This window comes from Shewanella sp. SM71, from assembly GCF_025653905.1.
Taxonomy (GTDB): domain Bacteria; phylum Pseudomonadota; class Gammaproteobacteria; order Enterobacterales; family Shewanellaceae; genus Shewanella; species Shewanella oncorhynchi.
In genome coordinates this window covers 137,471-164,045 of sequence record NZ_JAKKRW010000012.1, presented here as the reverse complement: position 1 = coordinate 164,045, position 26,575 = coordinate 137,471, and the positions used below count along the sequence as shown (strand labels likewise).

General features: G+C 44.5%; 24 protein-coding genes and 3 tRNA genes. 15 read left to right on the top strand and 12 right to left on the bottom strand.

From position 1 onward, the window contains the following. Positions 1-257 precede the first annotated feature (257 nt). A complete protein-coding gene (locus tag L5L97_RS13605) occupies positions 258-1,553 on the bottom strand; it encodes a tyrosine-type recombinase/integrase (protein WP_263182357.1) in 1,296 nt (431 codons plus the stop codon). A 61-nt stretch (positions 1,554-1,614) separates the two neighbouring features. Then, positions 1,615-1,833, bottom strand: a complete 219-nt coding sequence (locus L5L97_RS13600) for a hypothetical protein (RefSeq protein ID WP_105252484.1) — start codon at positions 1,831-1,833, stop codon at positions 1,615-1,617. A gap of 180 nt (positions 1,834-2,013) precedes the next feature. Between L5L97_RS13600 and L5L97_RS13595 the strand changes: the two genes are divergently transcribed. Next, entirely contained in the window at positions 2,014-3,585 is a 1,572-nt protein-coding gene (locus tag L5L97_RS13595; RefSeq protein WP_263182356.1) for a DUF3369 domain-containing protein, read from the top strand. Between the two features lie 70 nt (positions 3,586-3,655). Here the strand turns inward: L5L97_RS13595 and L5L97_RS13590 are convergent, their stop codons facing one another. Next, entirely contained in the window at positions 3,656-4,108 is a 453-nt protein-coding gene (locus L5L97_RS13590) for a hypothetical protein (protein WP_263182355.1), read from the bottom strand. A 258-nt stretch (positions 4,109-4,366) separates the two neighbouring features. Here L5L97_RS13590 and ccoN point away from each other — a divergent pair, with 258 nt between their 5' ends. The 11 genes from ccoN to ttcA all read left to right on the top strand — a co-directional run bounded on the left by ccoN (position 4,367) and on the right by ttcA (position 14,598). Further along, positions 4,367-5,803: a cytochrome-c oxidase, cbb3-type subunit I gene (gene ccoN / locus L5L97_RS13585; RefSeq protein WP_107404951.1), complete on the top strand. Its 1,437-nt coding sequence runs from the start codon at positions 4,367-4,369 to the stop codon at positions 5,801-5,803. A 13-nt stretch (positions 5,804-5,816) separates the two neighbouring features. After that, a complete protein-coding gene (gene ccoO, locus L5L97_RS13580) occupies positions 5,817-6,443 on the top strand; it encodes a cytochrome-c oxidase, cbb3-type subunit II (protein WP_263182354.1) in 627 nt (208 codons plus the stop codon). Between the two features lie 11 nt (positions 6,444-6,454). Beyond that, positions 6,455-6,631: a cbb3-type cytochrome oxidase subunit 3 gene (locus L5L97_RS13575; RefSeq protein ID WP_107404487.1), complete on the top strand. Its 177-nt coding sequence runs from the start codon at positions 6,455-6,457 to the stop codon at positions 6,629-6,631. Next, a complete protein-coding gene (gene ccoP / locus L5L97_RS13570; RefSeq protein ID WP_263182352.1) occupies positions 6,631-7,599 on the top strand; it encodes a cytochrome-c oxidase, cbb3-type subunit III in 969 nt (322 codons plus the stop codon). The genes L5L97_RS13575 and ccoP overlap by 1 nt, the downstream gene beginning before the upstream one ends. A gap of 111 nt (positions 7,600-7,710) precedes the next feature. Beyond that, positions 7,711-8,190, top strand: coding sequence for a FixH family protein (locus tag L5L97_RS13565; RefSeq protein WP_263182351.1), 480 nt, complete (start codon positions 7,711-7,713; stop codon positions 8,188-8,190). Between the two features lie 22 nt (positions 8,191-8,212). Beyond that, a complete protein-coding gene (locus tag L5L97_RS13560) occupies positions 8,213-10,612 on the top strand; it encodes a heavy metal translocating P-type ATPase (protein WP_263182350.1) in 2,400 nt (799 codons plus the stop codon). Between the two features lie 38 nt (positions 10,613-10,650). Then, positions 10,651-10,899 carry a cbb3-type cytochrome oxidase assembly protein CcoS gene (gene ccoS / locus L5L97_RS13555; RefSeq protein WP_173244909.1) on the top strand — a complete coding sequence of 83 codons (249 nt, stop codon included), beginning with the start codon at positions 10,651-10,653 and terminating at the stop codon, positions 10,897-10,899. Continuing rightward, the gene (locus L5L97_RS13550; RefSeq protein WP_263182349.1) at positions 10,896-11,588 is read left to right on the top strand and encodes a sulfite exporter TauE/SafE family protein; all 693 of its coding nucleotides are present in this window, start codon (positions 10,896-10,898) and stop codon (positions 11,586-11,588) included. Before ccoS ends, L5L97_RS13550 begins: the two co-directional genes overlap by 4 nt. 55 nt (positions 11,589-11,643) lie before the next feature. Next, positions 11,644-12,396, top strand: coding sequence for an electron transport transcriptional regulator EtrA (gene etrA / locus L5L97_RS13545; protein ID WP_006081599.1), 753 nt, complete (start codon positions 11,644-11,646; stop codon positions 12,394-12,396). Between the two features lie 222 nt (positions 12,397-12,618). After that, a complete protein-coding gene (uspE, locus tag L5L97_RS13540) occupies positions 12,619-13,551 on the top strand; it encodes a universal stress protein UspE (RefSeq protein ID WP_028759972.1) in 933 nt (310 codons plus the stop codon). Positions 13,552-13,629: 78 nt separating this feature from the next. Next, entirely contained in the window at positions 13,630-14,598 is a 969-nt protein-coding gene (gene ttcA / locus L5L97_RS13535; protein ID WP_173244915.1) for a tRNA 2-thiocytidine(32) synthetase TtcA, read from the top strand. A 184-nt stretch (positions 14,599-14,782) separates the two neighbouring features. Here ttcA and L5L97_RS13530 read toward each other — a convergent pair whose 3' ends face one another. Together L5L97_RS13530 and L5L97_RS13525 are read right to left on the bottom strand one after the other, a co-directional pair. Then, the gene (locus L5L97_RS13530) at positions 14,783-15,406 is read right to left on the bottom strand and encodes a DUF2987 domain-containing protein (RefSeq protein ID WP_028759974.1); all 624 of its coding nucleotides are present in this window, start codon (positions 15,404-15,406) and stop codon (positions 14,783-14,785) included. Then, positions 15,399-16,211: a glucosaminidase domain-containing protein gene (locus tag L5L97_RS13525; protein ID WP_263182348.1), complete on the bottom strand. Its 813-nt coding sequence runs from the start codon at positions 16,209-16,211 to the stop codon at positions 15,399-15,401. Before L5L97_RS13525 ends, L5L97_RS13530 begins: the two co-directional genes overlap by 8 nt. Positions 16,212-16,521: 310 nt before the next feature. On the opposite strand from L5L97_RS13525, the gene L5L97_RS13520 reads away from it, so the two are divergent. Continuing rightward, positions 16,522-17,442 (top strand): YvcK family protein, encoded by a 921-nt coding sequence (locus L5L97_RS13520; RefSeq protein ID WP_105253119.1) that lies wholly within the window; start codon positions 16,522-16,524, stop codon positions 17,440-17,442. 113 nt (positions 17,443-17,555) lie between these two features. Here the strand turns inward: L5L97_RS13520 and L5L97_RS13515 are convergent, their stop codons facing one another. The 5 genes from L5L97_RS13515 to L5L97_RS13495 form a co-directional block, all read right to left on the bottom strand. After that, complete coding sequence (locus L5L97_RS13515) at positions 17,556-18,749, bottom strand: amino acid aminotransferase (protein WP_028759977.1); 1,194 nt, start codon at positions 18,747-18,749, stop codon at positions 17,556-17,558. Between the two features lie 392 nt (positions 18,750-19,141). Beyond that, a tRNA-Leu gene (locus L5L97_RS13510) sits at positions 19,142-19,228 on the bottom strand. 49 nt (positions 19,229-19,277) lie between these two features. Next, positions 19,278-19,351 (bottom strand) — tRNA-Cys (locus tag L5L97_RS13505). 24 nt (positions 19,352-19,375) lie between these two features. Then, positions 19,376-19,451 (bottom strand) — tRNA-Gly (locus tag L5L97_RS13500). A 373-nt stretch (positions 19,452-19,824) separates the two neighbouring features. Continuing rightward, positions 19,825-21,258 (bottom strand): glyceraldehyde-3-phosphate dehydrogenase, encoded by a 1,434-nt coding sequence (locus L5L97_RS13495; protein WP_028759978.1) that lies wholly within the window; start codon positions 21,256-21,258, stop codon positions 19,825-19,827. A gap of 203 nt (positions 21,259-21,461) precedes the next feature. Between L5L97_RS13495 and L5L97_RS13490 the strand changes: the two genes are divergently transcribed. Continuing rightward, complete coding sequence (locus L5L97_RS13490; protein WP_263182346.1) at positions 21,462-22,361, top strand: DUF2989 domain-containing protein; 900 nt, start codon at positions 21,462-21,464, stop codon at positions 22,359-22,361. Positions 22,362-22,562: 201 nt separating this feature from the next. Beyond that, on the top strand, positions 22,563-23,573 hold the full coding sequence (gene gap / locus L5L97_RS13485; protein WP_006081590.1) for a type I glyceraldehyde-3-phosphate dehydrogenase: 1,011 nt from the start codon (positions 22,563-22,565) through the stop codon (positions 23,571-23,573). 163 nt (positions 23,574-23,736) lie between these two features. Here gap and nadA read toward each other — a convergent pair whose 3' ends face one another. Then, positions 23,737-24,819 carry a quinolinate synthase NadA gene (gene nadA, locus L5L97_RS13480; RefSeq protein WP_263182344.1) on the bottom strand — a complete coding sequence of 361 codons (1,083 nt, stop codon included), beginning with the start codon at positions 24,817-24,819 and terminating at the stop codon, positions 23,737-23,739. Positions 24,820-24,951: 132 nt separating this feature from the next. Beyond that, positions 24,952-26,574: a dihydrolipoyllysine-residue acetyltransferase gene (locus tag L5L97_RS13475; RefSeq protein WP_263182342.1), complete on the bottom strand. Its 1,623-nt coding sequence runs from the start codon at positions 26,572-26,574 to the stop codon at positions 24,952-24,954. Position 26,575 lies beyond the last annotated feature (1 nt).

Sequence of the window (26,575 nt, the reverse complement as noted above, 5' to 3'; positions counted from 1 at the left end):
GTTCTGATTGTTTCATGATTTTTCCCCTTGAATTTGGTATACAGTAATCATAACACAATCTTGATTAATGTATACATATTTCTAGTGAAAAAGTGAAATATTTTTTGAATAGAATGGTTAAACCATTTAATAGAATTAGCAGCGCACAATGCAGATTATATTAAACTCGCCTTTGGCGTCCCCTGCGCTAGCGCATTATGGCAGGGGCAGCAGTTCAACATGAATCTAGTTTACATTGTGCGCAGCTCTGTATCTAATCACTCTATGCCTTTCAAATGGTCGATTGGTTTGTTGAACGCACTCTCATGACGTTCAATTTGGCTTGTGTGCAAATATTGCGATGTAGTGTCGATACTTTCGTGGCCAGCGTCGGCTTGTACATGGGATAACGGTCTGCGGTTGATATTGATATCGTGCGTAATGCCGGTGTGACGAATATTGTGGGCAGTAAGTTTGCGCATCTGCGCCGCATCTTGTGTAAAGCCATCGATTTCTATACGTTCTGCAGCCAGATTAATTATTTTTTGAATTTCGTCGCGAACATGACGAATGCCTAGATTGGCATTGAGGATACCAACATCTCGGCCGCGTCCAGCAGCTTTATGCCGTACAAACAAAGGATGATTTTCGTTTGGTCCTGGATAATCCGTTAATCCTAAAAACTGACGATATTTGACTAATGCATCGAGCAAAGCTTTTGAAATCGCAACACTGCGTCTTTTACCACCTTTACTCAACGGAATATGAAAACTCCAGATGCCCGTTTGCTGATTACGTTTAAACTGGTTCATCACCGGCGAATAACCCGCACGTGCAGACACATCTGAAATGCGTAAATAACAGCAATAAATCAATATAACGAGGAATAAACTTCTTTGATGTAACTCAGGAAATTCTTCTGCTAGTCCAGTAACGGTCGCCATAATATATGACCACTGTAATTCAGTAAATGCGAGACTATTTTCATCTTCATGACTTTGACGCTGATATTGCCTTTTTGCTGCAAATCGACTGTGATTAAGCCAGATTTGAGCAGGATTCCGCTCACAATATTCTTCACTTGTCAGATACGAATAAAACGAAGACAAAATGGCCATTTTTGTTTTTAACGCATTATCGCTTAACACATAAGGCTGGATTTGCCCGAGTTGTTTTTTGCCGACAAATGGTCGCCATTGCGAGTTTGGAACCCGTTCATCATGCAGTTTATCGTACTTAAACTGTGGCACATTAAAATAACCGATCAGTGCTATCGGCGGTGCTTGGCAATAATCAACGTAACGGCTCATGTCTTTGCGCGTAACTTGAATGGGAGACATTGAAACTACATCAAAACACCAATGCAGAAACGTAGTGAGTTCACTGCGATAAGCTTTATAGTTGTTTTCGTTATGCTTTTGCTCAAATAGCCAATCACTGGCATGCTCGATGACTAAGCCCGCATCAACCACCTTTTTCATGCTAATTTGGGTGATATATTGGTTAACAATACTATTGCCAACTTGTATGAATTCAAATGAGTCAAATAACGGGATTACTGGAGGAAGTTGCATATTACATCTGAATTATAAGAGTTTCTTGTATGATAATACTTAAACGCAAATGCCGATAATGTTATTTATCGGCATCAAGATATGTCAGATTTTTAGCGCAACTTGAAAATGAACATTGCTGACAAGTAATACGCTTTTTGCAACAGATCAAGCATAGCTGCCACACTTGCTGTTTCGATTGGCTATCTAAGCACGTGAAGTCAGATGCGCAGATGTGTCCATCATGTATCAGCTGTGCCAATTTATGCGCTGAAATTGATAAGTTAATTCGATTAGTCATGCCCTTTCCCTCCCTATCATTATTTGATAGTAATAGAATACACAAATGAGAATCGTTATCAACAACGTAATTTAAGGATTACCACTCATCTCGCTATTTTATGCAAGATTTTGCACCGCTTTGAAATGTGTCTACTACACTGATTATGTGATCATTATTTTTACTTGAATGAGGTATCGGATGCTGATTGATCTTGCAAAGAAAAACCCTCTTTTTTCCGGTAAAAAGTCTACCGAGACAACAGAGTCTGGTATTCCTTGGAAGGTATTAGTGGTCGATGATGAACCTGATGTTCATACCGTCACTAAGCTTGCCCTCTCCCGCTTTAAACTTGATGGCCGTGCCCTCACCTTTATCAATGCTTATAGTGCCGAACAAGCAAAAGAATTACTCAATCAAGAACATGACATCGCCATTGCCTTTATTGATGTTGTCATGGAAAGTGACCATGCAGGGTTAGAACTAGTAAAGTGGATCCGTGAAGAATTACTGAATAAAACCACTCGATTGATCTTACGTACAGGCCAGCCAGGGCAAGCACCAGAAGAAGACGTTATCGTCAATTACGATATTAATGATTACAAAGCAAAAGCTGAACTCGATTCCCGTAAGCTGATGACCAGCGTCTACTCAGCCCTTCGCTCTTATCGCGATATCATGGAAATCGAGCAAGCAAGGCGCACCCAAATAAATCACCGTAAGGGCTTAGAAAGAGTACTAGAAGCCACCTCAGGATTATTTGAACTGCGCACCCTGCATAAATTCGCCGATGGACTGCTTACTCAAGTCGCCACCCTGCTCAATCTGGATTCAGAAACCCTACTGCTAACGTGCAATGCCATTGATGCGATCAGCGGTCATCTTGATCCCGTAAATATTGAGATCCTCGCGGGCACAGGCCAGTTTTCCAATAAAAACCATATTACTCAATTGCCAGAGCATATCGACCGCTTACTGCGCAATGCGCTCACGCAAAAACGTTGCCTTTATGAAGACAATTGTTTTGTCGGTTACTTCCCCACAAAAAGCGGGCTAATCAATCTACTCTATATGGATGGTATTGATAAAATTGATGATCTTGATAAGAAACTCATTGATATTTTTGCCATCAACGTCGGCGTTGCATTTGAGAACTTGCTGCTCAGTCAAGAAGTTGAAGATACCCAATCTGAGCTCATTCTGCGTTTAGGGGATGTGGTTGAAAGCCGCTCAAAAGAAGCCGCCAATCACGTGAAACGTATGGCGGAATATTGCTCCCAACTCGCTTTACTCGCTGGTTTACCTGAATACGAAGCCGATTTACTGCGCCGCGCCTCACCTATGCATGACATAGGTAAAATAGCGATCCCCGATGCCGTTCTGCTCAAACCCGGTAAGTTAGACGATGAAGAATGGCAAGTCATGCGTCAGCACCCTACGATTGGTCATCAGATTTTGGCGAATTCAGAGCGCCCTATCCTCAAAGCTGCATCGATTATTGCACTGCAACACCATGAAAAATATGATGGTTCTGGTTATCCCGCCAATTTAAAACAAGACGAAATTCACATTTTCGCGCGGATTGTGGCTATTGCAGATGTGTTTGATGCACTTTCTCATGCCCGCTGCTATAAAACGGCTTGGCCTTTAGAAGAGGTGTTAGCTGAAATGCGTAAAGGCGCTGCGAAACACTTTGATCCGCACTTATTACAGCTTTTTATCGATAATGTGGATATTTTTGTCAAAGTAAAAGACAGTTGGAAAGATAGTTAATCCTTAATCACCCGAGTTAACACTCTCTAATAATACGCTGAGGACGATTCGAATAAATATCTAGCCAGTCTTAGCCATTGTCATCAGCGAGAAAATCAAACACTGCCGTTTTAGTTTCGCCATTAAGGTTGAAACTAACAAAGCCGCGCCAAACCATATAACCACTGCTACAGGAGCCATATACCATCTGACCAATATAGGTCATTTCATCGGTTTGCTTCACATTTACAGGAATAACCCCCATAAACATATCTCTTCCTTCTAAACGAATTTGCACATTTTTGATAGGCGATGAAGCTAATAGCCTTAATGTTAATGGCTTTTCGCTCGGGGCATTCGCTGGCGATAGGCTAATAGCAAGCTTGATATCGTCCAATTGTTTAACACAATCCCCTGCCGAAAATTGACAGAGGGAAGGATCAAGACTGCTTTTATGTGTGACTTGCTTAGCATCTTCAGTACAAGCTGTGAGATTGATGAGAATTAACGCGATGAATAAATAGAGATTAGGACGATTTAGCACAAAGATTAACCTTATGACGCAATATGTTAACATTCTATGGCGTAGGTTGATCTAGATCAACTTTCCACACCCCTTCTTTGGTATCTTTTTTGATATTGCTCAAGTATCATTGCGAAACCTCATATTTGAGCAAAAATATGCAGGGTAACGCATTGACATGACTCAGCAACCTGAATAGGGAAGCTGATTTTTATGTCGTTTTATAACAGGTAAAGCTTGTCTTTACTCAAAGTATCAGTAATAAGCAGTGGAAGCATGATGATGAACCATTCCCAGCCAACAGGCGCTGATTACAATTACACCATTGTCCGCCAATTTGCCTTAACCACAGTTTTGTGGGGTATCGTTGGTATGTCAGTCGGTGTATTAATTGCGGCTCAGTTAATCTGGCCTCAGCTGAACTTTGACACTCCTTGGTTAACGTATAGTCGCTTGCGACCATTACACACCAATGCGGTGATCTTCGCGTTCGGTACATCAGCCCTTTTTGCAACATCCTATTATGTCGTACAACGTACCTGTCAAACCCGACTATTTGCACCTAAGTTAGCTGCATTTACGTTTTGGGGCTGGCAAGCAATTATTATCTCCGCAGTAATCACCTTACCCTTAGGCTACACATCGAGTAAGGAATACGCAGAGCTAGAGTGGCCTATCGATATCGCAATTGCTATCGTCTGGATAGCTTATGCTACGGTATTCTTTGGCACGATTGTTAAGCGCACAACTTCACATATTTATGTGGCAAACTGGTTCTTCGGGGGGTTTATCCTTACCGTAGCGGTACTTCATATTGTTAACTCAATGGCAGTACCTGTTAGCCTGTTTAAGTCATATTCTATATACAGTGGCGCTGTCGATGCCATGGTACAGTGGTGGTATGGTCATAACGCCGTTGGTTTCTTATTAACCGCAGGCTTCTTAGGGATGATGTATTACTTCGTACCTAAGCAAGCGGGTCGTCCTGTGTACTCTTACCGTCTATCAATTGTCCATTTTTGGGCTTTGATCGCACTGTATATTTGGGCAGGTCCTCACCATTTACATTATACCGCGCTACCTGACTGGACTCAGTCTTTAGGTATGGTGATGTCACTGATCCTATTCGCACCTTCTTGGGGCGGTATGATTAACGGTATCATGACCTTGTCTGGTGCTTGGCATAAACTGCGTACCGATCCTATTTTACGTTTCTTAGTTGTTTCTCTGTCTTTCTACGGTATGTCTACCTTCGAAGGCCCGATGATGGCAATTAAAACCGTTAACGCACTGTCACATTATACAGACTGGACTATCGGTCACGTTCACTCAGGCGCGCTAGGCTGGGTTGCTATGGTGTCTATTGGTTCTTTGTATCACCTGATCCCTGTGTTATTTGGCCACGGCCGTATGTACAGCGTCAAGTTAATCAATGTTCATTTCTGGTTAGCAACGATTGGTACTGTACTCTACATCGTCTCTATGTGGATTTCGGGTGTAATGCAAGGTTTAATGTGGCGCGCAGTGAATGCTGACGGTACTTTGACTTATAGCTTTGTTGAAAGTCTGGAAGCTTCTTATCCTTTCTACTTTGTGCGTTTCCTCGGCGGTTGTTTATTCCTTACCGGTATGCTGATCATGGCATATAACGTGATCCGTACAGTGAAAGCCTCTAAAGATTCATTGCCAGCATTGGCTGAACCCACAGCGGCTTAAAGGAGCAAACTCGATGAAATTTAATCATGAGATAGTCGAAAAAAACATCGGTTTGCTAGCGATTTTTACTGTTATCGCTATCAGCTTCGGTAGTCTGGTTGAAATCACACCGTTGATTTTTCAAAAAGATACGACTGAGCCAGTTGAAGGTTTAAAGCCATACACTGCCCTGCAAATCGAAGGTCGCGATCTATATGTGCGCGAAGGTTGCAGTAATTGCCATAGCCAAATGATTCGTCCTTTACGGGCTGAAACTGAACGTTATGGTCACTACTCTGTTGCGGGTGAATCGGTTTGGGACCATCCATTCCTATGGGGTTCTAAGCGTACAGGTCCTGATTTGGCACGTGTTGGCGGTCGTTATAGCGATAAATGGCATGAAGTTCACTTAATCGATCCTCGTGCTGTAGTACCTCAATCGAATATGCCTGGGTTCCCATGGTTAGCCGAAAACAAGTTAGACGGCGAACTGACGGGCGCGAAGATGACTATCCTACGTAACATGCATAAAGGCGGTTACAAAGGTAATGATCTTTATACCGATGAAGAAATCGCTGGCGCACAGAAAGCTGTTGCAGGTAAGACAGAGCTGGAAGCCTTGATTGCATATCTTCAGTCTTTGGGTCACGCACTCAAATAAGGAGGCAATATATGGATTACGGCACATTACAAGGCATCTTAACCATTATTGTGATGCTGACCTTTATCGGTATCTTTGCTTGGGCATATAGCTCGCGCCGTCAGAAATCATTTGATGAAGCAGCTAACCTTGTATTTTCCGATGAGGAAATCAGCAAGGAATCGAAGGACTCAGGAGAGAATAAGTGATGAGTAGCTTCTGGAGTGTTTGGATTACCGTACTCTCGTTAGTCGTGATCGCGGGTTGTTTTCTATTACTCCGCGTGTGTTCTAAGAACACCACGGGCGTAAAAGAAGGCGAATCCATGGGTCACAGTTTCGACGGTATTGAAGAACTCAATAACCCACTGCCAAAATGGTGGAGTTATATGTTCTATATCACTATCGTGTTTGGCTTGATCTATCTAGCCTTATTTCCTGGTTTAGGTAACTACAAAGGCCTTTTAGGCTGGACGAGTTCTAACCAAAGCATTGGTACTGAACAAGGTATTAAAGCCGATTCTGCCGCAGCCATTGAGCTTGCAGCAAAAGAAGGCCGTTATGTTCAGTATGACCAAGAAGTAAAACACGCTAGTGAAAAATATGGCCCAATCTTCGCGGCTTACTTGGCAACACCACTAGATGAATTAGTGAAAAACCAAGAAGCATTGAAAGTGGGTGGCCGTTTGTTCCTACAAAACTGCGCACAGTGCCATGGCTCTGACGCACGTGGTAGCAAAGGCTTCCCTAATCTCACCGATGGTGACTGGTTATATGGTGGCGACTTAGCCACGATTAAAACCACTATCATGGGTGGTCGTCATGGCATGATGCCGCCGAAAGGTGGTTTGCCAATCGATGACAGCGAAATTGCGGGTTTAGCTGAATACGTTGTTAAATTGTCTGGTCGTGAGCACGATGAAACACTCGCTGCCCAAGGTCAAGGCTCATTCATGAAAGGTTGTTTCGCGTGTCATGGTATGGACGCTAAAGGCAACAAATTCATGGGTGCTCCAAATTTAACTGACGATGTTTGGTTATATGGCGGTAGCCGCGGCGTGATCGAAGAAACCATTAAACATGGTCGCGCAGGTGTGATGCCGGCGTGGAAAGACGTTCTCGGTGAAGAGAAAGTTCACGTAATCGCAGCTTATGTTTATAGCTTGTCAAACAAGTAATTAGATATGAGTAACGCTAAGGCCTCGAAGACTTCGAGGCCTTTTTTTTAAAGTGCTAAAACCACCTTTTAACGGTAAAATGGCGCAAATTTTTTAGAATGGGTATCTGACATGAACGAACAACAAGCCTGGTATAAGCAGTTCTGGCCTTGGTTTTTAATTATTCTTCCTTTATGTGCTGTCATCGCAAGTTTTACCACACTGAAAATTGCCCTTACTAACTCGGACTCGTTAGTCGCCGAGGATTACTACAAAGAAGGCAAAGCCATTAATATGGACTTGAGTAAAGTGAAGTATGCCAAACAAATCGGCATGAGCTTTTTACTCGAACAAACTAATAATGAAATTTTACTGACGCAACAAGGTGGCCCCGCTTCTCAAGCTGCCCTAAAAGTCGAGTTCTACCATCCCACGATTGCCGACAGAGACATCAAGCTCACCGCAACGGCCGATGCCAGTAATGTGTATCGCATTACCGTGCCTGCCACACTGACCGGCCCTTGGGAAGTGCGTCTTGAAAGTTACGATGGCAAATGGCGCATTCACCAGCGCGTTGAATTAAAAGATCACGTCCAACTTTGGCTGAACTGATTGTGGTTAAATAAGTAGCACTATGACGTATCCAAGTTGTTTTCACTGCCAAGAGCCCGTGCTGACGGGCCAGCAGTTTGTGACTCGCATTAATGATCGTGATGAACTCATGTGTTGCCCTGGTTGTCAGGCGGTTTCTCAGGCGATTGTGGATGCGGGATTACTCAGTTACTACAAGTTCCGCACTGAACCTGGTAGTAAACAGAACGCCCTCGTCCCCGAAGCCTTAACGCAATTTAGTGCCTATGACTTGCCCGAAGTGCAGCAAGACTTTGTGCATTCTGAGGACAATGTCGAATCAGTGTCACTCTCCATCGATGGTATCACCTGTGCCGCCTGTGCTTGGTTAATTGAACACAAAGTCAAACAACTCGCGGGCGTGAGCCAAGTGCTAGTCAACTCAACCACCCAACGCGCCATGATCAGTTGGGATAAACGCAAGGTAAAACTTAGCGATATTCTCGGACAAATTAGTCGTATCGGCTATCAAGCCGCGCCCTACCAAGTTGACGAACAAGAGCTCAACAATAAACTCAATAGTCGCAAATTTTTACTACGTTTAGGCTTAGCTGGCTTTGCGACTATGCAAGTCATGATGTTCGCCCTCGCCCTTTATACTGGCTACTTCACCGATTTAGACGTGCAGTATCGGGACTATTTCCGCTGGGTTAGCATGATTTTTGCAACGCCTGTGGTGCTTTATTCGGCGCAACCCTTCTATTTTAGCGCCATTCGTACCCTGCTCAGCGGCAAACTCAATATGGATGTGTCTGTTTCGATTGCCATTGGTGGTGCCTATATCGCAAGCTGTTTTGCCACAGTGAATGGCACAGGCGAAGTGTATTTTGAATCCGTATCCATGTTTACTTTCTTTTTGTTACTTGGGCGTTACTTCGAGCAAAAGGCAAGACAAAAGGCCTCGGTCAGCTCCAGTAATTTACATAAATTGGTGCCGCTCACTGCACACTTAGTCACCGAAAATGGTCAAGAAGAAATTCCGGCCAAAAAGTTACGCCTCAATGATGTGATCCTTGTGAAACCAGGGGAAATGGTTGCGGCCGATGGTGTGGTGATTGAAGGCCACACAAACATCAATGAAGCTATGCTCACAGGTGAGCAAATGCCCATTGAAAAACAGCAAGATCAGCAAGTGTACGCTGGTACTATCAACGTCGACCAACCGATAAAAGTTAAAGTTACCGCATTGGGGCAAGACCAACTCGTGGCTGAAATTATTCGACTGCAGGAACTGGCATCCAATACAAAACCTGCGATAGCCCTATTAGCCGATAAATTATCCCGCTATTTCTCGGGTACGATTCTAACAATCGCGACGATGACCTATTTGGTTTGGCAACAGATTTCCCCAGAGGATGCCTTTTGGGTAACGCTATCGGTTCTGGTCGCGACTTGTCCTTGTGCCTTAGCGCTAGCGACACCGACCGCAGTCACCTGTGCAACCGCCATTTTTACCCGTCTTGGGATCATTACCCGCAAAGCCGGCGTATTTGAAAAACTGCCGCAGATTAAACATGTGGTCTTTGATAAAACTGGCACCCTTACCTGTGGTACGCTCTCTATCGGGCAAACGCAGTGCATGGCCGATTTAACAAAGACGCAGGCCTTAGCCATTGCCGCAGCGCTGGAAACGGGCTCTCGTCATCCGATTGCGGCTGCATTTGCCCTATTTGCCGATAATGCCTTGGTCGCGGAACAAGTTCACCATGAAGTTGGCTTTGGTGTTCGAGGCCGTATCGAGGGGACTGACTATTTAATTGGTAATGCTGTATTTACTGGCGCACGTGTCGATACTCAGGACCCAACCCAAAAGATTTGGTTAGCACGCTCAGCCAATGAGCAGCTTGAAGTGCTTGCCAGCTTTGAGATCCAAGACAATATTCGTCAAGACAGTAAGGCCACGATTGAGATATTAAAGCAACAAGGTTGCCGCATTAGTATCGCCAGTGGCGATAGCTCCGGACATGTGCATCAACTAGCCAAAGAGCTGGGAATTGAAGATGTGCACAGCGGATTAACGCCCGCGGGCAAACTTGCACTAGTGACGAAATTACAACAGCATACTCGCGTGGCGATGTTTGGCGATGGCATCAATGATGCGCCTGTACTTGCGGGGGCTGATTTGTCGGTCGCCATGGGCAGTGGCAGTGCGATTGCCAAAAACAGTGCCGATTTGATTTTACTGGGCGATCATCTATCCCGTTTCACCCAAGCTGTCGCGGTCGCTAAACTGACCACGCAAATTATTAAACAAAATTTAGCTTGGGCGCTGGGTTACAACGCCCTTATCTTGCCTTTAGCCGTCACTGGTCATGTGGCACCTTATATTGCCGCGATTGGCATGTCGGCGAGTTCTTTGATTGTGGTCGGTAATAGCCTGAGATTATTACGGGTAAAAGTGTGATCATAATAAAACGTTTAACCAGATACTAAGAGGTCATTATGGAAATTATTTATGTGCTTATCCCCATTGCCATGATCTTCGTCGCCATTGCGGTAATGGTATTTTTCTGGGCAGTGAAATCTGAGCAATTTGACGATCTTGACCGTCAAAGTGTTTCTATATTGTTTGATGAAAATACTGATAAACCAGGCCATCTACCCACCCCTGCCATTCAGTCAACAGCAGAACATGATGATATCGCAGCGCAGCAAGCGATAAAAAATCAGCAAAAAGGCATGCCTTTGTGATTGAGTACAATGTCACTGGTGCCTTTCTCGTCGGCTTGATGGGAGCTGCACATTGTTTTGGTATGTGTGGCGGTTTAGTGGGCGCGTTTTCCGCCCAAATCCCTCATCCTAAAATAGGTAACCAGCTGGCCCATCAGCTTAAATATTTACTGAATTACAATTTAGGCCGTATTTTAAGTTACACCTTAGCGGGCGGCTTAGTGGGTGCATCGTCGGCAGGTCTTGGTCACTTATTTGAACTGGATATTTATCTAATTGTCCTGCGCATGATTGCCGGACTGATGATGATCGCAACAGGGCTTTACATCGCTAAAATTTGGGTTGGAATCGTGCAAATTGAGCGTGTAGGTCAATGGCTATGGCAATATTTAAAACCGCTAGCACAGCGCCTTGTTCCTATTAAGAATCCGAGCCAAGCAGTCATGGCGGGATTCATTTGGGGCTGGCTCCCCTGCGGCCTCGTCTATAGCACCTTAACTTGGTCGGTTGCATCTGGCTCTGCCAGCCAAGGCGCCTTAATTATGTTAGCCTTTGGCTTGGGTACTTTACCCGCCCTATTAAGCGCTGGCGTGGCGGCAAAACGCCTTGCTGCATGGGTACAAAAGAAAACCGTTAGACTATTGAGCGGCTTACTGTTAATCGCCTTTGGTGGTCAAACTTTATATATCGCACTCGCGCAGCTAAACTAGCCCAAGTGAGTGAATTGGTTTAACATGGTTGCAGTGGATAAACTTGAGAATCAACATGACAATTGAACAAAATAAGAATCGTCGTCCTGCCGCTAGCGGATGCACAATCCATTGTCACGATTGCAGTATGGGTACCCTTTGTATTCCTTTTACCCTCAATGCAAGTGAGCTTGATCAGCTCGATGATATTATTGAGCGTAAAAAGCCAATCCAGAAAGGCGAGCAAATTTTTAAATCGGGTGATGCGTTGAAATCCCTGTTTGCGATCCGCTCTGGCACCATCAAAAGTTACACTATTACCGAGCAAGGTGATGAGCAGATAACGGGCTTTCATCTCGCGGGTGATGTGATTGGTTTTGATGGTATTCACGCTCAGTTGCACCAGAGTTTTGCACAGGCCCTCGAAACCTCTATGGTTTGTGAAATCCCCTTTAATATCCTCGATGAACTTTCGGGCACTATGCCTAAGTTACGTCAGCAGATCATGCGTCTAATGAGTAATGAGATCATGAGCGATCAAGAAATGATCCTGCTGCTCAGTAAGAAAAATGCCGAAGAACGTCTAGCAGCGTTTATCAGCAATTTAGCAAATCGTTTCGGCAGTCGTGGTTTCTCACCTAAAGAATTCCGTTTAACCATGACCCGCGGTGACATTGGCAATTATCTCGGTTTAACCGTTGAAACCATCAGCCGCTTACTTGGACGCTTCCAAAAGTCAGGCTTGATTGAGGTTAAGGGTAAGTACATCACTATCCTCGACTCGCAAGAGCTAAATCTGTTAGCGGGTAATTCTCGCATCGCGAGATAGTCAATCGCAAGAGCATTAACCGTGAGAGGTCAAGCCTAAATAATTGTCGCCAATAGCATAACAGTTTAATGGTAAAAGCTGTGCTTGCTAGACATGTCATGCAGATTAAGGCATGATTTTTAAGCGAGTTTTAATCAATTTCAAATGAGTTTGATCTAGAACAATACAGCTCACTGCCAAAGGCTCATGATGATATTGAGCCTATGACTAAAGGAACCAAACATGAAGGATTATCAAAAAATACTGGTTGTGGTTGACCCTACCACTGAGAATCAAGTTGCTCTTGCACGAGCGGTCGCCTTGGCCAGTAAATGCAACGCTCAAGTCACTGTGTTTCTTTCTATCTTCGATTTCTCTTACGAAATGACTTCGATTCTGTCGAATCAAGAACGCGAAGCCATGCGTCAAGGTGTCATAGATCAACGGCTTGCTTGGATCCAAGACTTACTCGCCGCTTATACTCATCTGCAACTCAACATCGATACTCAAGTCATTTGGCATAACCGCCCCTTTGAAAGCATTATTAATCATGCTATTTCAGGGCAATACGATTTGATTGTTAAAGGCACCCATGCCCATGACAAACTCAAGGCGGTGATCTTCACTCCAACTGATTGGCATTTAATGCGTAAAGCCCCTGTGCCAGTGTTGATGGTGAAAGCCCATGACTGGCCAGCCGCGGGCAAAATCCTCTGTGCTGTGAATGTGGCAACCGAAGATACCGATCATCAAATGCTTAACGGTAAAATTATTGAACATGCAAAAGATTTGGCGAAAAAGTTCTCTGCTGAAGTACATTTAGTTAATGGTTATCCCGGCACGCCAGTTAACTTAGCCATCGAGCTTCCTGACTTTGATGCCCAGTCATACAACGAAACCATTCGCATGCAGCATGAGCAGCGCGTGAGTTATCTTGCGAGCGCTTATGATATTAATCCAAGTCATTGCCATGTAAAAGAAGGTTTACCAGAGGATGTGATCCCTGAGCTGGCTGAAAAACTTGATGCTGAATTGGTGATCTTAGGGACTGTTGGTCGTACCGGATTTTCAGCAGCATTGATAGGCAATACCGCTGAACATGTTATCGATAGCATCAACTGCGATTTATTGGCTATTAAGCCCGACGGTTATAAATCACCGTTAGAAGAAGCCTAAGCAATACGCGGCTCTTTACCCCGCCAAAGATAGCTGGAATAATACGCGCCCTGAAACTGTGTTACTGGGCGCTTTTTTATGCTTGAAGCTATATCTGAAGTTACGGTAAATCCTATGCCGGAAGAATTATCAAAAAAACAAACTACCCGTCTGAATAAATTACAGAAGCGGCTTCGTCGTGAAGTGGGTAGCGCGATTGCCGATTACAATATGATTGAAGATGGCGATAAGATCATGTGCTGCCTCAGTGGCGGTAAAGACAGCTACGCCATGCTCGATATTTTGATGAATCTGCAGCAACGTGCGCCCATTCAGTTTGAAATCATTGCGGTTAATTTAGATCAGAAGCAACCGGGCTTCCCTGAGCATGTATTGCCCGCCTATCTCGATAAGCTCAATGTGCCTTATCACATACTCGAGAAAGATACTTACTCGATAGTGAAAGACAAAATCCCTGAAGGTAAAACCACCTGCTCCTTGTGCTCTCGCCTGCGCCGCGGCACGCTTTATGGCTTTGCTCAGCGTATCGGCGCCACTAAAATCGCCCTAGGCCATCACAGGGATGACATTATCGAGACCTTGTTCTTAAATATGTTCTTTGGCGGTAAGATGAAAGCAATGCCGCCAAAGCTGCTGTCGGATGATGGCGCTAATATCGTCATACGTCCCCTAGCCTATTGTCGCGAGAAAGATCTCGAAGAATATGCCAGCCTAAAAGAATTTCCAATCATTCCATGCAACTTGTGTGGCTCACAGGAAAACTTAAAGCGCGCCGCAGTCAAAGACATGCTGAATCAATGGGATAAACAATACCCCGGACGCATTGAAACGATTTTCACCGCCATGCAAAACACCGCACCATCACAGGGTGTTGACCGTGAACAGTTCGACTTTGTGTCTCTAACACGTGACCCAGATGCGCCTATGCGTGGTGATGTTGCTGAAGCCAATCTGCCTGCATTCGATTTTCTTGATATCGCCAATAGTGGTCGTATCGATTTGGATGCAGCAAAACGCATTGATATTGTTAACACTTACGAAGTCTAACTTAGACTGAATTTAGCGCCTATTCAGTAAGAGAAGTTAACGCAACGAAAGTAAACAAGATAAATTAACACAACAAAAATGCCCACTTAATGTGGGCATTTTTATGGCTACAGAATAAGTTTATCTTTGAGCCAGCGCTTCTGAATCGCTTATATCAAGACACCTATTCAAGATACAAAGATGATTACTTCACCCAAGGACTCAACACTAATGGCTGGGCACTGAAGCTTAGCGTGGTGATGCTTTCAAGCTCATTAGCGGCTAATTTATAACTGCCTTTTATCGCTTCTTCACGGCCATTAAGGCGTACATAGACTTCTTGTTCAGGTGAGAATTCAAAGTTTAAGCCAGTAATGGATTCCCTAAAATAACGCATCGGGAAGCCTTGCATAGCACCGAGCAGCGTGTCCATCTCAGTCATGATTTGTTGTAGGCGCGTTTTATCGTACTCTGCTAATGTCTGTTTTGCTCTAACTTGCATTGCAATACCACATCCCTCAGCGCTGCCAGCGAAATTCAGATTAACCAAGGCTCGCTGATCTTTTAAATCATCATCTAAGGGAATGAATAACCGCTGAGCATCAGTATACGTCAGTGGCGTTGAGGTTTTTTCACTGGAAATAGAACCACTTTGGATCAAACAATTCTTTTGCATTGGAACACTAAAAGCCACTTCCACGAGTTGATAACCGCCTTTATTGACTTGTTTTAACCTATCATAAAAGCCTTTATATTCAAGGGATACAGTTTCTGCAGCGGCGCTAGTTGCCAAAAAAAACAGGCTACTAAACAACAGTTTTTTATACATCGACATTCACCAAATATTTTTCATTATGACGTAACATATCAAGCAGCTCATCAATATAAGCTTCTTGTCTTTCAGAATAATTCACTAAACCGTAAATCAATTGATCCGCTGTTGGCTCTAGCTCCTGTGAACGTAAATCAGCTCGAATAGAGCGAAATAACGCATAGGCAGTATTAGAATTTAAATTACGCATATAGGATGAAACCGATTCATCGACCGATGAAAACACTTTCACCTCATGACTTTTACCCGAACCACGTGAGGACGGCACTATGCCGCAGCCAGAAGTAAAACACCATTCACCAAAAAAGTTAAAACCTTCTCTGGCAAAACGTGAACTCCCCCAACCCGATTCATTCGCGGCTTGAATTAACACCATAGATTCCGGCACGATATCGACACGTTTAAGTAAGCTTGCTAATGACTTAGCATCTACGTTACGCGCCGCATATTGGTATTTATCAAATAACGCATTGATCTGCGCTAATTCAGTATCAGATAAACTCTTACCATTATCGACTAAGGCAAGCATCTCATTGATAAAGCCACGCTCCATCAAGATAATGGCATTCTGTTGCTGAACAATCGGCCGCAGGAAATCAAAAAAAGCTTTCTTCTTTTCGGTAATGTCGCTGATCGCTGAAAAGTCAGGGACTTGCGTAACAGGATCGACATCGCTAACGAATTGGGGCGCAATAGCGGATGAGTCATTCGAGTGAGGAATGATGCAAACTCGTAATGCAAAAATCGCCACTATGACCATGGCTAATGCCAATGTAAACGAACCGATTCTACCCGTTTTCAATCATTCACCTTAGGTGTAACGCCCTTATTGGGCAAATAAAGGCCGGATTATAAGCTATTTGTCAGATTTCACGAAATTTGCCCATCATCATGATCACGAACTCAGGTACAATATTACGCCTGAGGCACCATTATCGAGTCGAGCTTGCTATTACGCCGTCATTTATAGATGCAAGCATTTGACTGAGTATTTATACTAAGGTTCCTTAGCGTTATCACCATTGCACAACGGCTCATGAGCCATCCCGCTTATAGCGACAATGGATGGCTATGACATTAAATTTTCGGGTATTCAGGAAGGAAAAACCCAGATGCAGCATTTGATGTTAAATCAATTTGAACGTGTCGTCGCCATTGGCGGAGGCCATGGTTTAGGCCGAGTATTATCCTCGCTCGATTTTTTAGGCAACCGCCTTACAGGGATTGTCGCCACCACTGATAATGGCGGTTCTACTGGTCGACTGAGAGCCGAACAAGACTGCATTGCTTGGGGTGATTTACGTAACTGCTTATCCCATTTAGCTAATCGTCCTTCCGTTGGCTCGCAATTGTTCGAATACCGTTTTCAAGGTGCCACTGAACTCAGTGGCCATAATTTAGGTAATTTAATCTTACTGGCTCTTGATCAACTCTGCGTTCGTCCATTAGAAGCAGTTAATCTCATCCGTAACTTACTTAAGATAGAAACCCAACTTATTCCCATGTCAGAGCAGCCCACTCACTTAGTGGCCCTGCAAGCCTGTGGCAGTAAAGTCTTTGGGGAAATTAATGTCGACAGTATGAATGAGGCTCCTATCGCGCTCTGCCTTGAGCCGCAGGTCGATGCCACCTTTGAAGCCTGTGAGGCCGTTCGGCACGCAGATTTAGTTATCCTAGGCCCTGGGAGTTTCTTAACCAGTATCATGCCGCCGCTGCTGTTACCTAAGTTCGCGAAAAGCCTCGCCGCTACTAAAGCACAGGTGATCTTTATCGATAACCTTGCCGAAGAGGCCTCACCCGCAGGTCGGTTTAGCATTGAGCAACGTATCGCTTGGTGTCACCAAGTGATTGGCAAGCCCATTATTCACAAAGTACTTCGCCACGGTGAACAAACGCGTTTAGGGCCACTGATTAACTATTTTCCGTTGAAGAATCGCCATAATCCCAATCTACATGATCAAGCTAATTTATTAGATGCATTAAGCGCCCTGCTGCGGATCAATGATCTCACTCAACAACCGCTTGCCTGCTAGTTCTTACCTGTTAATCATTTAATCGAAATAATAAAGGACAGCAAGTGCTGTCCTTTATATTGTAAAGCTAAAAGGAATGTCCCTTTAGTCTGTCTATAAGGCTGCTATAACCATTACAACACTTGTGCTATGGCTTTACAGATAACAGGCATATTCGTCTTAGTCATGCCTGCAACGCTAATGCGTCCAGAGCCGACAATATAGACACCGAATTCGTCTTTCAAACGTGCCACTTGGGCTTTGTTTAAACCTGAGAAACTGAACATGCCATTTTGGCGAGAAATAAAACTGAAGTCCTGAGTCACGCCCTCAGCCTTTAAGCTATCAACAAACAGAGTACGCATTTCGGCGATACGTTCACGCATCTCTTTGACTTCCTGCACCCACATGGCTTTCAGAGCTGCATCATTTAATATCGTGCTGACGATCAGTGCGCCGTGGGCTGGCGGATTAGAATAGTTGGCGCGTATGGTACGTTTCACTTGGCTAAAAGCACGTACGGCAGCATCAGCATCTTCAGCCACCACAGTCACGGCGCCAATACGCTCGTTGTATAAACCAAAGTTTTTAGAGAAAGAGTTAGCGACCAGCAACTCAGACACTTTAGACGCGACTAAACGCAGACCTGCCGCATCTTCTTCAATGCCAGCACCAAAACCTTGATAAGCAAAGTCAAACAGTGGCACGAGTTTCTTATCAGCACACAATTGAGCAACAAGTTCCCATTGCGCCAACGTTAAATCGATACCCGTTGGGTTATGGCAGCAACCGTGTAGCAGCACGACATCACCCGCATTGGCGTTAGATAAATCAGTCATCATGGTATCGAAATCGATGTCATGGGCTTCTGCTTTGTAATAACCGTACTCTTTAACCGTTAAACCCGCCGTTTCAAAAATATTCTGATGGTTGGCCCACGTTGGATTACTCACCCAAATCGTGTGCGAATCGGTATTACGCAGTAAAAACTCAGCAGCAATACGCAGTGCTCCTGTACCACCAGGAGCTTGCGCTGTGGCAGCACGGCCAGAAGAAATTAATGCACTGCCTTCGCCAAACAACAATGTTTGTACTACACGGTTATAAGCTTGAACGCCTTCAATGCCTAAGTAGTTTTTGGTCTTCTCTTGCTCAAGTAAAATGGCCTCGGCTTTTTTCACTGAAGCCAGAACGGGAGTCTGTCCTGCCTCATCCTTATAAATGCCAACACCAAGATTAACTTTATCCTGACGCGGATCAGCTTTAAAGGTATCGGTTAAACCAAGAATTGGATCAGCGGGTGCGAGTAATACTTGAGAGAAAATCATGACTACGTATCCTAATATGCGCGTGTAGGGGAAATTTCGGCTTATTTATACCACTGTCTTTAAGGGGGTAATAGCGACTTAAGTCCCTTCTTAGGGAAATTATTACACTATTGTCGATTCAATAATAAAAAGTACATTTTATTACGCAATTATTAGCCCAATAGTGACATTACTTAAATAAAGCGATTTACAACATCTAGATCACAAAATCACTCAGTTTTGTATTGTAGAAAAGAAACTGGTCAGAAGTCGCAATACTGAATGAGTAAAATAGTAGGCTTGGGCCTGACCAATCTATAGCTGTAGTGATACTAGATTAAGAATCATGAAATGTGGGTGTAGAAGTTATAAAGCAAAAAAGCCCTGACATCAGTCAGGGCTTTTCTGTTTTTTGGTACCCGAGGCCAGACTTGAACTGGCACGCTGTTACCAGCGAGGGATTTTAAATCCCTTGTGTCTACCGATTCCACCACTCGGGCAAACTCTTTATATTAACGACGGGAATCGTGTCATTAATACTTTAATCTATGGAGGCGCGACCCGGAGTCGAACCGAGATCGACGGATTTGCAATCCGCAGCATAGCCATTCTGCCATCGCGCCCAAACTGCCAAATTTATTAAAATTTGGAGCGACATATCGGGTTCGAACCGATGACCTATACCTTGGCAAGGTATCGCTCTACCAACTGAGCTAATGTCGCCTATCATTGCGCTTAATCATTTGAACTCATGCTCGGCATGCTTTCCCCTGACTGCGGATTGGCATTCTACCGATTTAGACCTCAGAGTCAATCAACAATTTTTAAAAAATGATCTAAGCCGCATCGTTTGCCCAATAAACCGCCACACCTCAGTAAAGTTGATGTTTCATTCATCAATTTAGGCTTTTTACCGATACTAATGCCGATGCTACCGCTAATTAAACGCGGCAGATAAACAGGGGATCATGGTGAGTTATGGAGTCGAGTCCAATAAAATTGTAGAAGTATAGAAAAACAAAAGCGCCCTATTGGGCGCTTTATTCAAAGGTTAGGCAAAGTTATTAATCACTCAAGCAAAAACTACGTGGGCAATTTACGCAGGTAGTGATAGCGTCGTTAAACCTAACATAGTTTGCATTACGCCAACCACTTGGCAACTGTAACCAAATTCGTTGTCATACCATACATAAAGAATGGCACGCTTGCCTTCTGCAATAGTCGCTTGTGAATCAACCACACCCGCGTAGCGAGAACCCACTAAATCGCTCGATACAATCTCAGTAGAGTCTGTGTAGTCAATTTGATTTTGCAGTGGTGATTGTAGCGCCGTATCTTTCAGATACTCGTTAAGCTCATCTTTACTGGTTTCAGCATTCAGGTTCATGCTGATGATCGCCATAGAGACGTTAGGCGTCGGCACACGAATCGCGTTACCTGTTAACTTACCGGCTAATGCAGGTAAAGCTTTAGCAACCGCTTTTGCTGCACCCGTTTCAGTGATCACCATGTTTAATGGTGCACTACGGCCACGACGGTCAGCAGTATGATAGTTATCAATCAGGTTTTGATCGTTAGTATAAGAATGAATCGTTTCAACGTGACCATTCTCGATACCATATTTATCATTCACAGCTTTCAGTACTGGCGTAATAGCATTGGTGGTACAACTCGCCGCAGAAACGATAATGTCTTCAGGGGTAATATCGCCTTCGTTCACACCGTAAACGATGTTCTTAATCGCGCCTTTTGCAGGAGCCGTCAGTAATACTTTGCTGGCACCTGGGCTCTTAAGGTGTAAACCAAGACCCGCTTCATCTTTCCAAATACCTGTATTATCGACAATCAATGCATCATTGATGTCGTATTTAGTGTAATCCACTTCGTCGGGTGAATTAGCATAGATCACTTGGATATAAGTGCCGTTGGCTATGATGGCGTTGTTCTCTTCGTCAACTTCAACAGAACCATTGAAAGGACCATGGACTGAGTCACGACGCAGTAAACTCGCGCGTTTTTCTAAATCACCTTTCTTGCCGCCACGTAAAACGATAGCGCGTAATCTTAACTTATTGCTGCGACCTGTGCGTTCAATCAGCAAGCGTGCCAATAAGCGACCGATACGGCCAAAACCATAAAGCACGACGTCACGCGGCGCGACATCATCGGCATGGTCGATAGCATCGGCCAATTCTTTTGCCATATAGCTTTCAATTTCGCTGACATCAGTATGGTCGCGCCAGTAATTGACAGCGAGTTTACCAATATCCACTTTACATTGTTTAACTGCGAGTTTGCTCAAAGCTTGAACGAAGGGGAAACTCTCGCGTAAACGTAATTTTTCACCGACATGACGACGAACTAAACGGTGCGCTTTAATGATTTCAATCGTAGAAGCATTGAGTAACGGCTTGCCGTAGACCACGACTTCAACGCCTTGGTTACGGTACAACTTGCCTAACAAAGGCTGCATCGCCTCTGCCATTTCAAAACGTTCTTGCCAACTTTGTAGGTGTTTATCAGCGCTCATTTACAGATCCTTTATCTCACTTTTCAATAAAATGTACTGAAAGGTTTGAGTAACATGACGAAAAGACCAATAATCTAATGCGGGTTTTAGGGAAAACCCTGTTTTGGTCGGCGCCATTGTAATGAAAGTCGCGCTTTGTTGCCAGTAAGATATTTTCTGTAAATCTGTAATTTTATTAGAAAAATTATCGTTTGGAGAGTGTTTTGAGACAAAATCTAGTAATAATTACATCATTTACCTTAGGGATGAGCTTTTTCGGTCTTTTCGGTTGTGATAATGACCGAAATATCTCAGCAATTTGTAAAAATAATCCTGAAATTTGTGCCGATTTGCATAAGGATAGCTGGTGTTTGACTGAAAAGACCAAACTTATCCAAAACCGCTACATGTTAAAAGACAACGAAAACCTCACAGGTAAGCAGCTCTACTCACAATTAACCTACCTTGAGGATTACAGCCGTTGCATTGAACTCGCCTCTGGCGTTCAGCATATCATCCACACCAATCGCACAGCAGATAGAGCCAGAGCCTTTAGACTAAGCACTCAAAATTTAAGTTTACTACAAGATCAAACCCGTGAACGGCAAGACCCTTTTATGTCCTATTACCAATGGACTCGCTTTGGCGATACCGCTGCGTTAAATAGATTATTAGAACAGGAAAACGCCGGCGAAGTGACTGACCCCTTTCTACTTGCCCAAGTCGCAACCTATTACAGCAATCGAAATGCCATCAAAGCGCAACAACTCTATCTTAAAGTCTTTGCGGAGATCCAATACGATGATTTCGACGTTAACTGGTTACTTGGGCTCGCATCTGCCTATCGCCAGCAACAGGTTTTAGATAAATCCTATATGCTAACAAAAGCAAATTTACTACTTACGCAGCAGAAGTATTCTGAAGAAAAAATGCTAGCCTTGCTCGGTGGCAATAAAACGCTGGCGACTGAACTCGATTTAAAAGCCCAAACCCTTATCGATGCGCTAAAAAAGGGCACTTATTCTATGAGCCCAGTAAGACAATGGCTTGATCCTCAAGCGGTTGCCCAAGCGCCAACTGTAACTGAGGTGGTGCCGCCTGCGCCTGTCGAAAAAGTAAACTAAGCAATCGATGGCAAAATGTTTGCCATCTTGTAATTTTTTACCCAATTAACGCGTAAAAAATGGCGATTTCGCGACCGATGTAAAAAAAATACCTAATTTGTTAATCAAGACAGCGGTAAAATGCCGATTTAACTTGACGATAGCTGTCAGTTTGGTAATTTTACTACCAGTTGAATTTTATAATCACCAGAGGGATATGAGATGACTATCCGTGTAGCAATAAATGGCTATGGCCGTATCGGTAGAAACGTATTACGCGCCTTGTACGAAAGCGAAAAAGCTTATCCAATCAAGATTGTCGCTATTAATGATTTAGGCGACGCTTCAATCAACGCTCACCTGACAAAATACGATTCTGTTCATGGTCGTTTCAATGCCAAGGTTGACCATGATGCAGAAGCCATTTATGTGAATGGCGATAAGATCCTCACTTTCCAAGAACGTGATCCTGCAAAACTGCCATGGGCAGAGCTACAGGTTGACGTGGTTTTCGAATGTACCGGTATCTTCACTTCTAAAGAAACCGTTCAACCACATTTAACCGCTGGCGCGAAGAAAGTGATTATTTCTGCTCCAGGCAAAAACGTCGATGCCACAGTTGTTTACGGTGTGAACAACAACGTGCTGACGTCAGACATGACAGTGATTTCAAATGCTTCTTGTACAACAAACTGTTTAGCCCCTTTTGCTAAGCCGTTAAATGACGAGATTGGTATCGAATCAGGCCTGATGACCACCATTCACGCTTATACCAACGATCAACGTTTATCTGACGTGTACCACACAGATTTACGTCGTGCCCGTGCTGCGGCACTGTCAATGATCCCAACTAAAACTGGCGCAGCTGCTGCTGTAGGTTTGGTTGTACCTGAATTACAAGGTAAATTCGACGGTTTAGCGGTTCGTGTACCTACAGTTAACGTATCACTCGTGGATTTATCTTTCATCGCTGCCCGTGACACTACAGTTGAAGAAGTGAATGCCATTATTGAACGTGCTGCCAGCGTTGCGCCATTGAGCGAAGTGTTAGCGGTAAACAAAGAGCCATTGGTGTCTATCGACTTTAACCACAATGCGTTTTCTTCGAACTTTGACGCCACTCAAACCCGTGTAAACGGTCGTTTAGTGAAAGTGATGTCTTGGTATGATAACGAGTGGGGATTCAGTAACCGTATGTTAGATAACGCGGTTGCACTGATGAACGCCAAGTAAGTAACCGTAAAGTAATCTAGTCACTAGATTCCGCGTTATTCAATTAAGCCTCGCATTTGCGGGGCTTTTTATTGCCTTAGTTTTAATAAAAACAACAGACATAAAAAATCCCCACGCTATGGTAGGGATTTTTATTAGGCTGAAGAAAAGCTAAATAATGCGCTTAGGCATTACCCTTCACTTTCATATTCAGTGTCTTGGCAAAATCCAGCATACGCGTCAGCGGAATAAGCGCCTTAACTCTTAAGTCTTCATCCACAAAAATCTCATGGGTGGTTTTATCGCTGTCGGCGAGTGACGCTTCAATTGCCGGCAAACCGTTCATCGCCATCCAAGGACAGTGGGCACAGCTCTTACAGGTTGCGCCATTTCCGCCCGTTGGCGCTTCAATTAAAATTTTACCTGGCGCCGCCTGCTGCATTTTATAAAAAATGCCGCGATCGGTTGCCACGATAAAGCGCTCATTTGGCATTGTCTGCGCCGCTTTGATCAGCTGACTGGTTGAGCCAACCGCATCGGCCATTGCCACCACACTGGCTGGCGACTCAGGGTGCACAAGAATCGCCGCATCTGGGTAAACGCTTTTCATATCGCGCAACGCGTTCGATTTAAACTCGTCGTGAACGATACAATCGCCCTGCCACATCAACATGTCGGCGCCCGTCTGCTTGGCAATATAGCTGCCTAAATGACGATCTGGTCCCCAAATGATCTTTTTGCCTTCGCTGTCTAAGTGCTCAACGATTTCAAGGGCAATACTGGAGGTCACCACCCAATCGGCGCGCGCTTTAACCGCAGCCGAGGTATTGGCGTAAACCACCACAGTATGATCTGGGTGCGCGTCGCAGAAAGCACTGAACTTATCGATTGGACAACCTAAGTCCAATGAACAAGTGGCTTCTAAGGTCGGCATTAAAATGTTTTTTTCTGGGCTTAAAATCTTGGCGGTTTCGCCCATAAACTTGACCCCAGCAACGATTAAGGTTTTTGCTGGGTGATCGCGGCCAAAACGCGCCATTTCTAAGGAGTCTGAAACGCAGCCGCCAGTCTCTTCGGCAAGGGCTTGGATTTCAGGATCGGTATAATAGTGGGCAACCAGAACGGCATCTTTTTCAATGAGCAGTTGTTTGATACGCGCCTTGTAATCGGCTTTTTGCGCATCGGACAAAGGCACTGGTTTAGGCGGAAACGGGTAATCAATGGTTTCTATTGTTGGAGCAAATGGGCTGGGGGCTAACTGACTCATAACACATCCATCAGGATAACTACGTTCGGGAATTATACGTAATCGGGATCAAAAGATTAACCCATTTGTGCAAAGCAAATAAAAAAGGACGCTTTTAGCGTCCTTTTAGTGTCAGTTATTCGTGCCAGTGGCTTAGCGCATCGCTAATAACATCTCTTGAGGCTGCTCAAGATACTGTTTCCACAGATTACAGAAGCGAGCAATCGTACCGCCATCGATCACTCTATGGTCACCTGACCAGCTCACTTGCATGATTTGGCGGGCTTCGACTTCCCCTTTCGCGTTAAAGCGTGGTAGGGTTTGCAACTTACCTAAGGCCACAATCGCCACCTCAGGTTTGTTGATGATAGGCGTCGCCACTGTGCCACCTAGAGCGCCAATGTTAGAAATAGATATAGTGCCGTCTTTCAGATCCGCTGGCGCCACGCGGCCGCTGCGGGCAGCTTGGGTCAGGCGGGTGATTTCTGCCGCCACTTCTAAAATGCTCTTATCCTGCACATCTTTGATGTTGGGCACCAAGAGACCGACTTTAGAATCCACTGCCATGCCGATATTGTGACGTGCCTTGTAAGTTAGTTCAGTGCAATCAGCATTCACTTGACTGTTCATCACAGGGAACTGACCTAACGCGAGCGACATTGACTTCATGAAGAAAGGCATCATGGTCAGCTTCACTTCATCAGACGAATACTTCACTTTCATGCTTTCACGCAATGCAACTAAGTCTGTTAAATCAAACTCTTCGCAATAGGTAAAGTGCGGAATGCTCGACACAGATTCCACCATCATGCGTGCCATCACAGCTTTTACGCCGCGAATAGGCTCAACCGTGTCAGCGCGTTGAGTCACTATGGATGTTGGAACTTGGGTTTGAGATGCTTGAGTCGCATGAACTGGCGCCTCTTTTACCTGAGCCACACTTGGAGCAGAAACATTGCTCGCGCCTTGTTGGAAGCGAGATATGTCTTCCTTATACACACGGCCGTGCTTTCCTGTGCCAGGTACTTGGCTCAAATCGATATCTAACGACCGCGCCATACGACGAACTGCGGGGCTGGCTAAGGCTTTACCTTGACGAGCAGGCTCTGCATTCACAGCCTGCGCTGCAGGTGCCGCATTGGCCACTGTATCTGTATTTGTTGTCGCTGCAGGTGCAAAAGCCGCCTGTTCAACTTCAATGGCAAATAAAGGCGCATGTACTTTAGCTAGCTGACCTTTGCGATAATGCAGTTTGGCAATTTTACCCGCTTTAATGGCAGGAATTTGCACCAGCGCTTTATCTGTCATCACGTCGGCAATCGGTTGATCTTCCTCAACCCAATCACCTTCACTTACCAACCATTCGACTAGCTCACATTCAACAATGCCTTCGCCAATATCTGGGAGTAAAAACTCTTCAATGCTGACTGATGAATGGGATGACGTGGTCGCGTTTGTGACTGCCACTGGCTCAGTCACTTTTGCAGTCGTCGCAGCAGGTTCAGCCGTAACAGATTCGCCTGCGATTTCAACGGCATCTTCAATTTTTACGGCATAGAGCGGCGCATGCACTTTCGCAATATCGCCCTTGGCGTAATACAGCTTAGTGACTACGCCCGCAAAAGGCGCTGGGATTTGAACAAGTGCTTTGTCTGTCATCACATCGGCAATAGGTTGGTCTTCAACGACTGTGTCGCCTTCTTTGACCAGCCATTCAACCAACTCACACTCCACAACACCTTCGCCAATATCCGGCAAAATAAAATCTTTAATCATA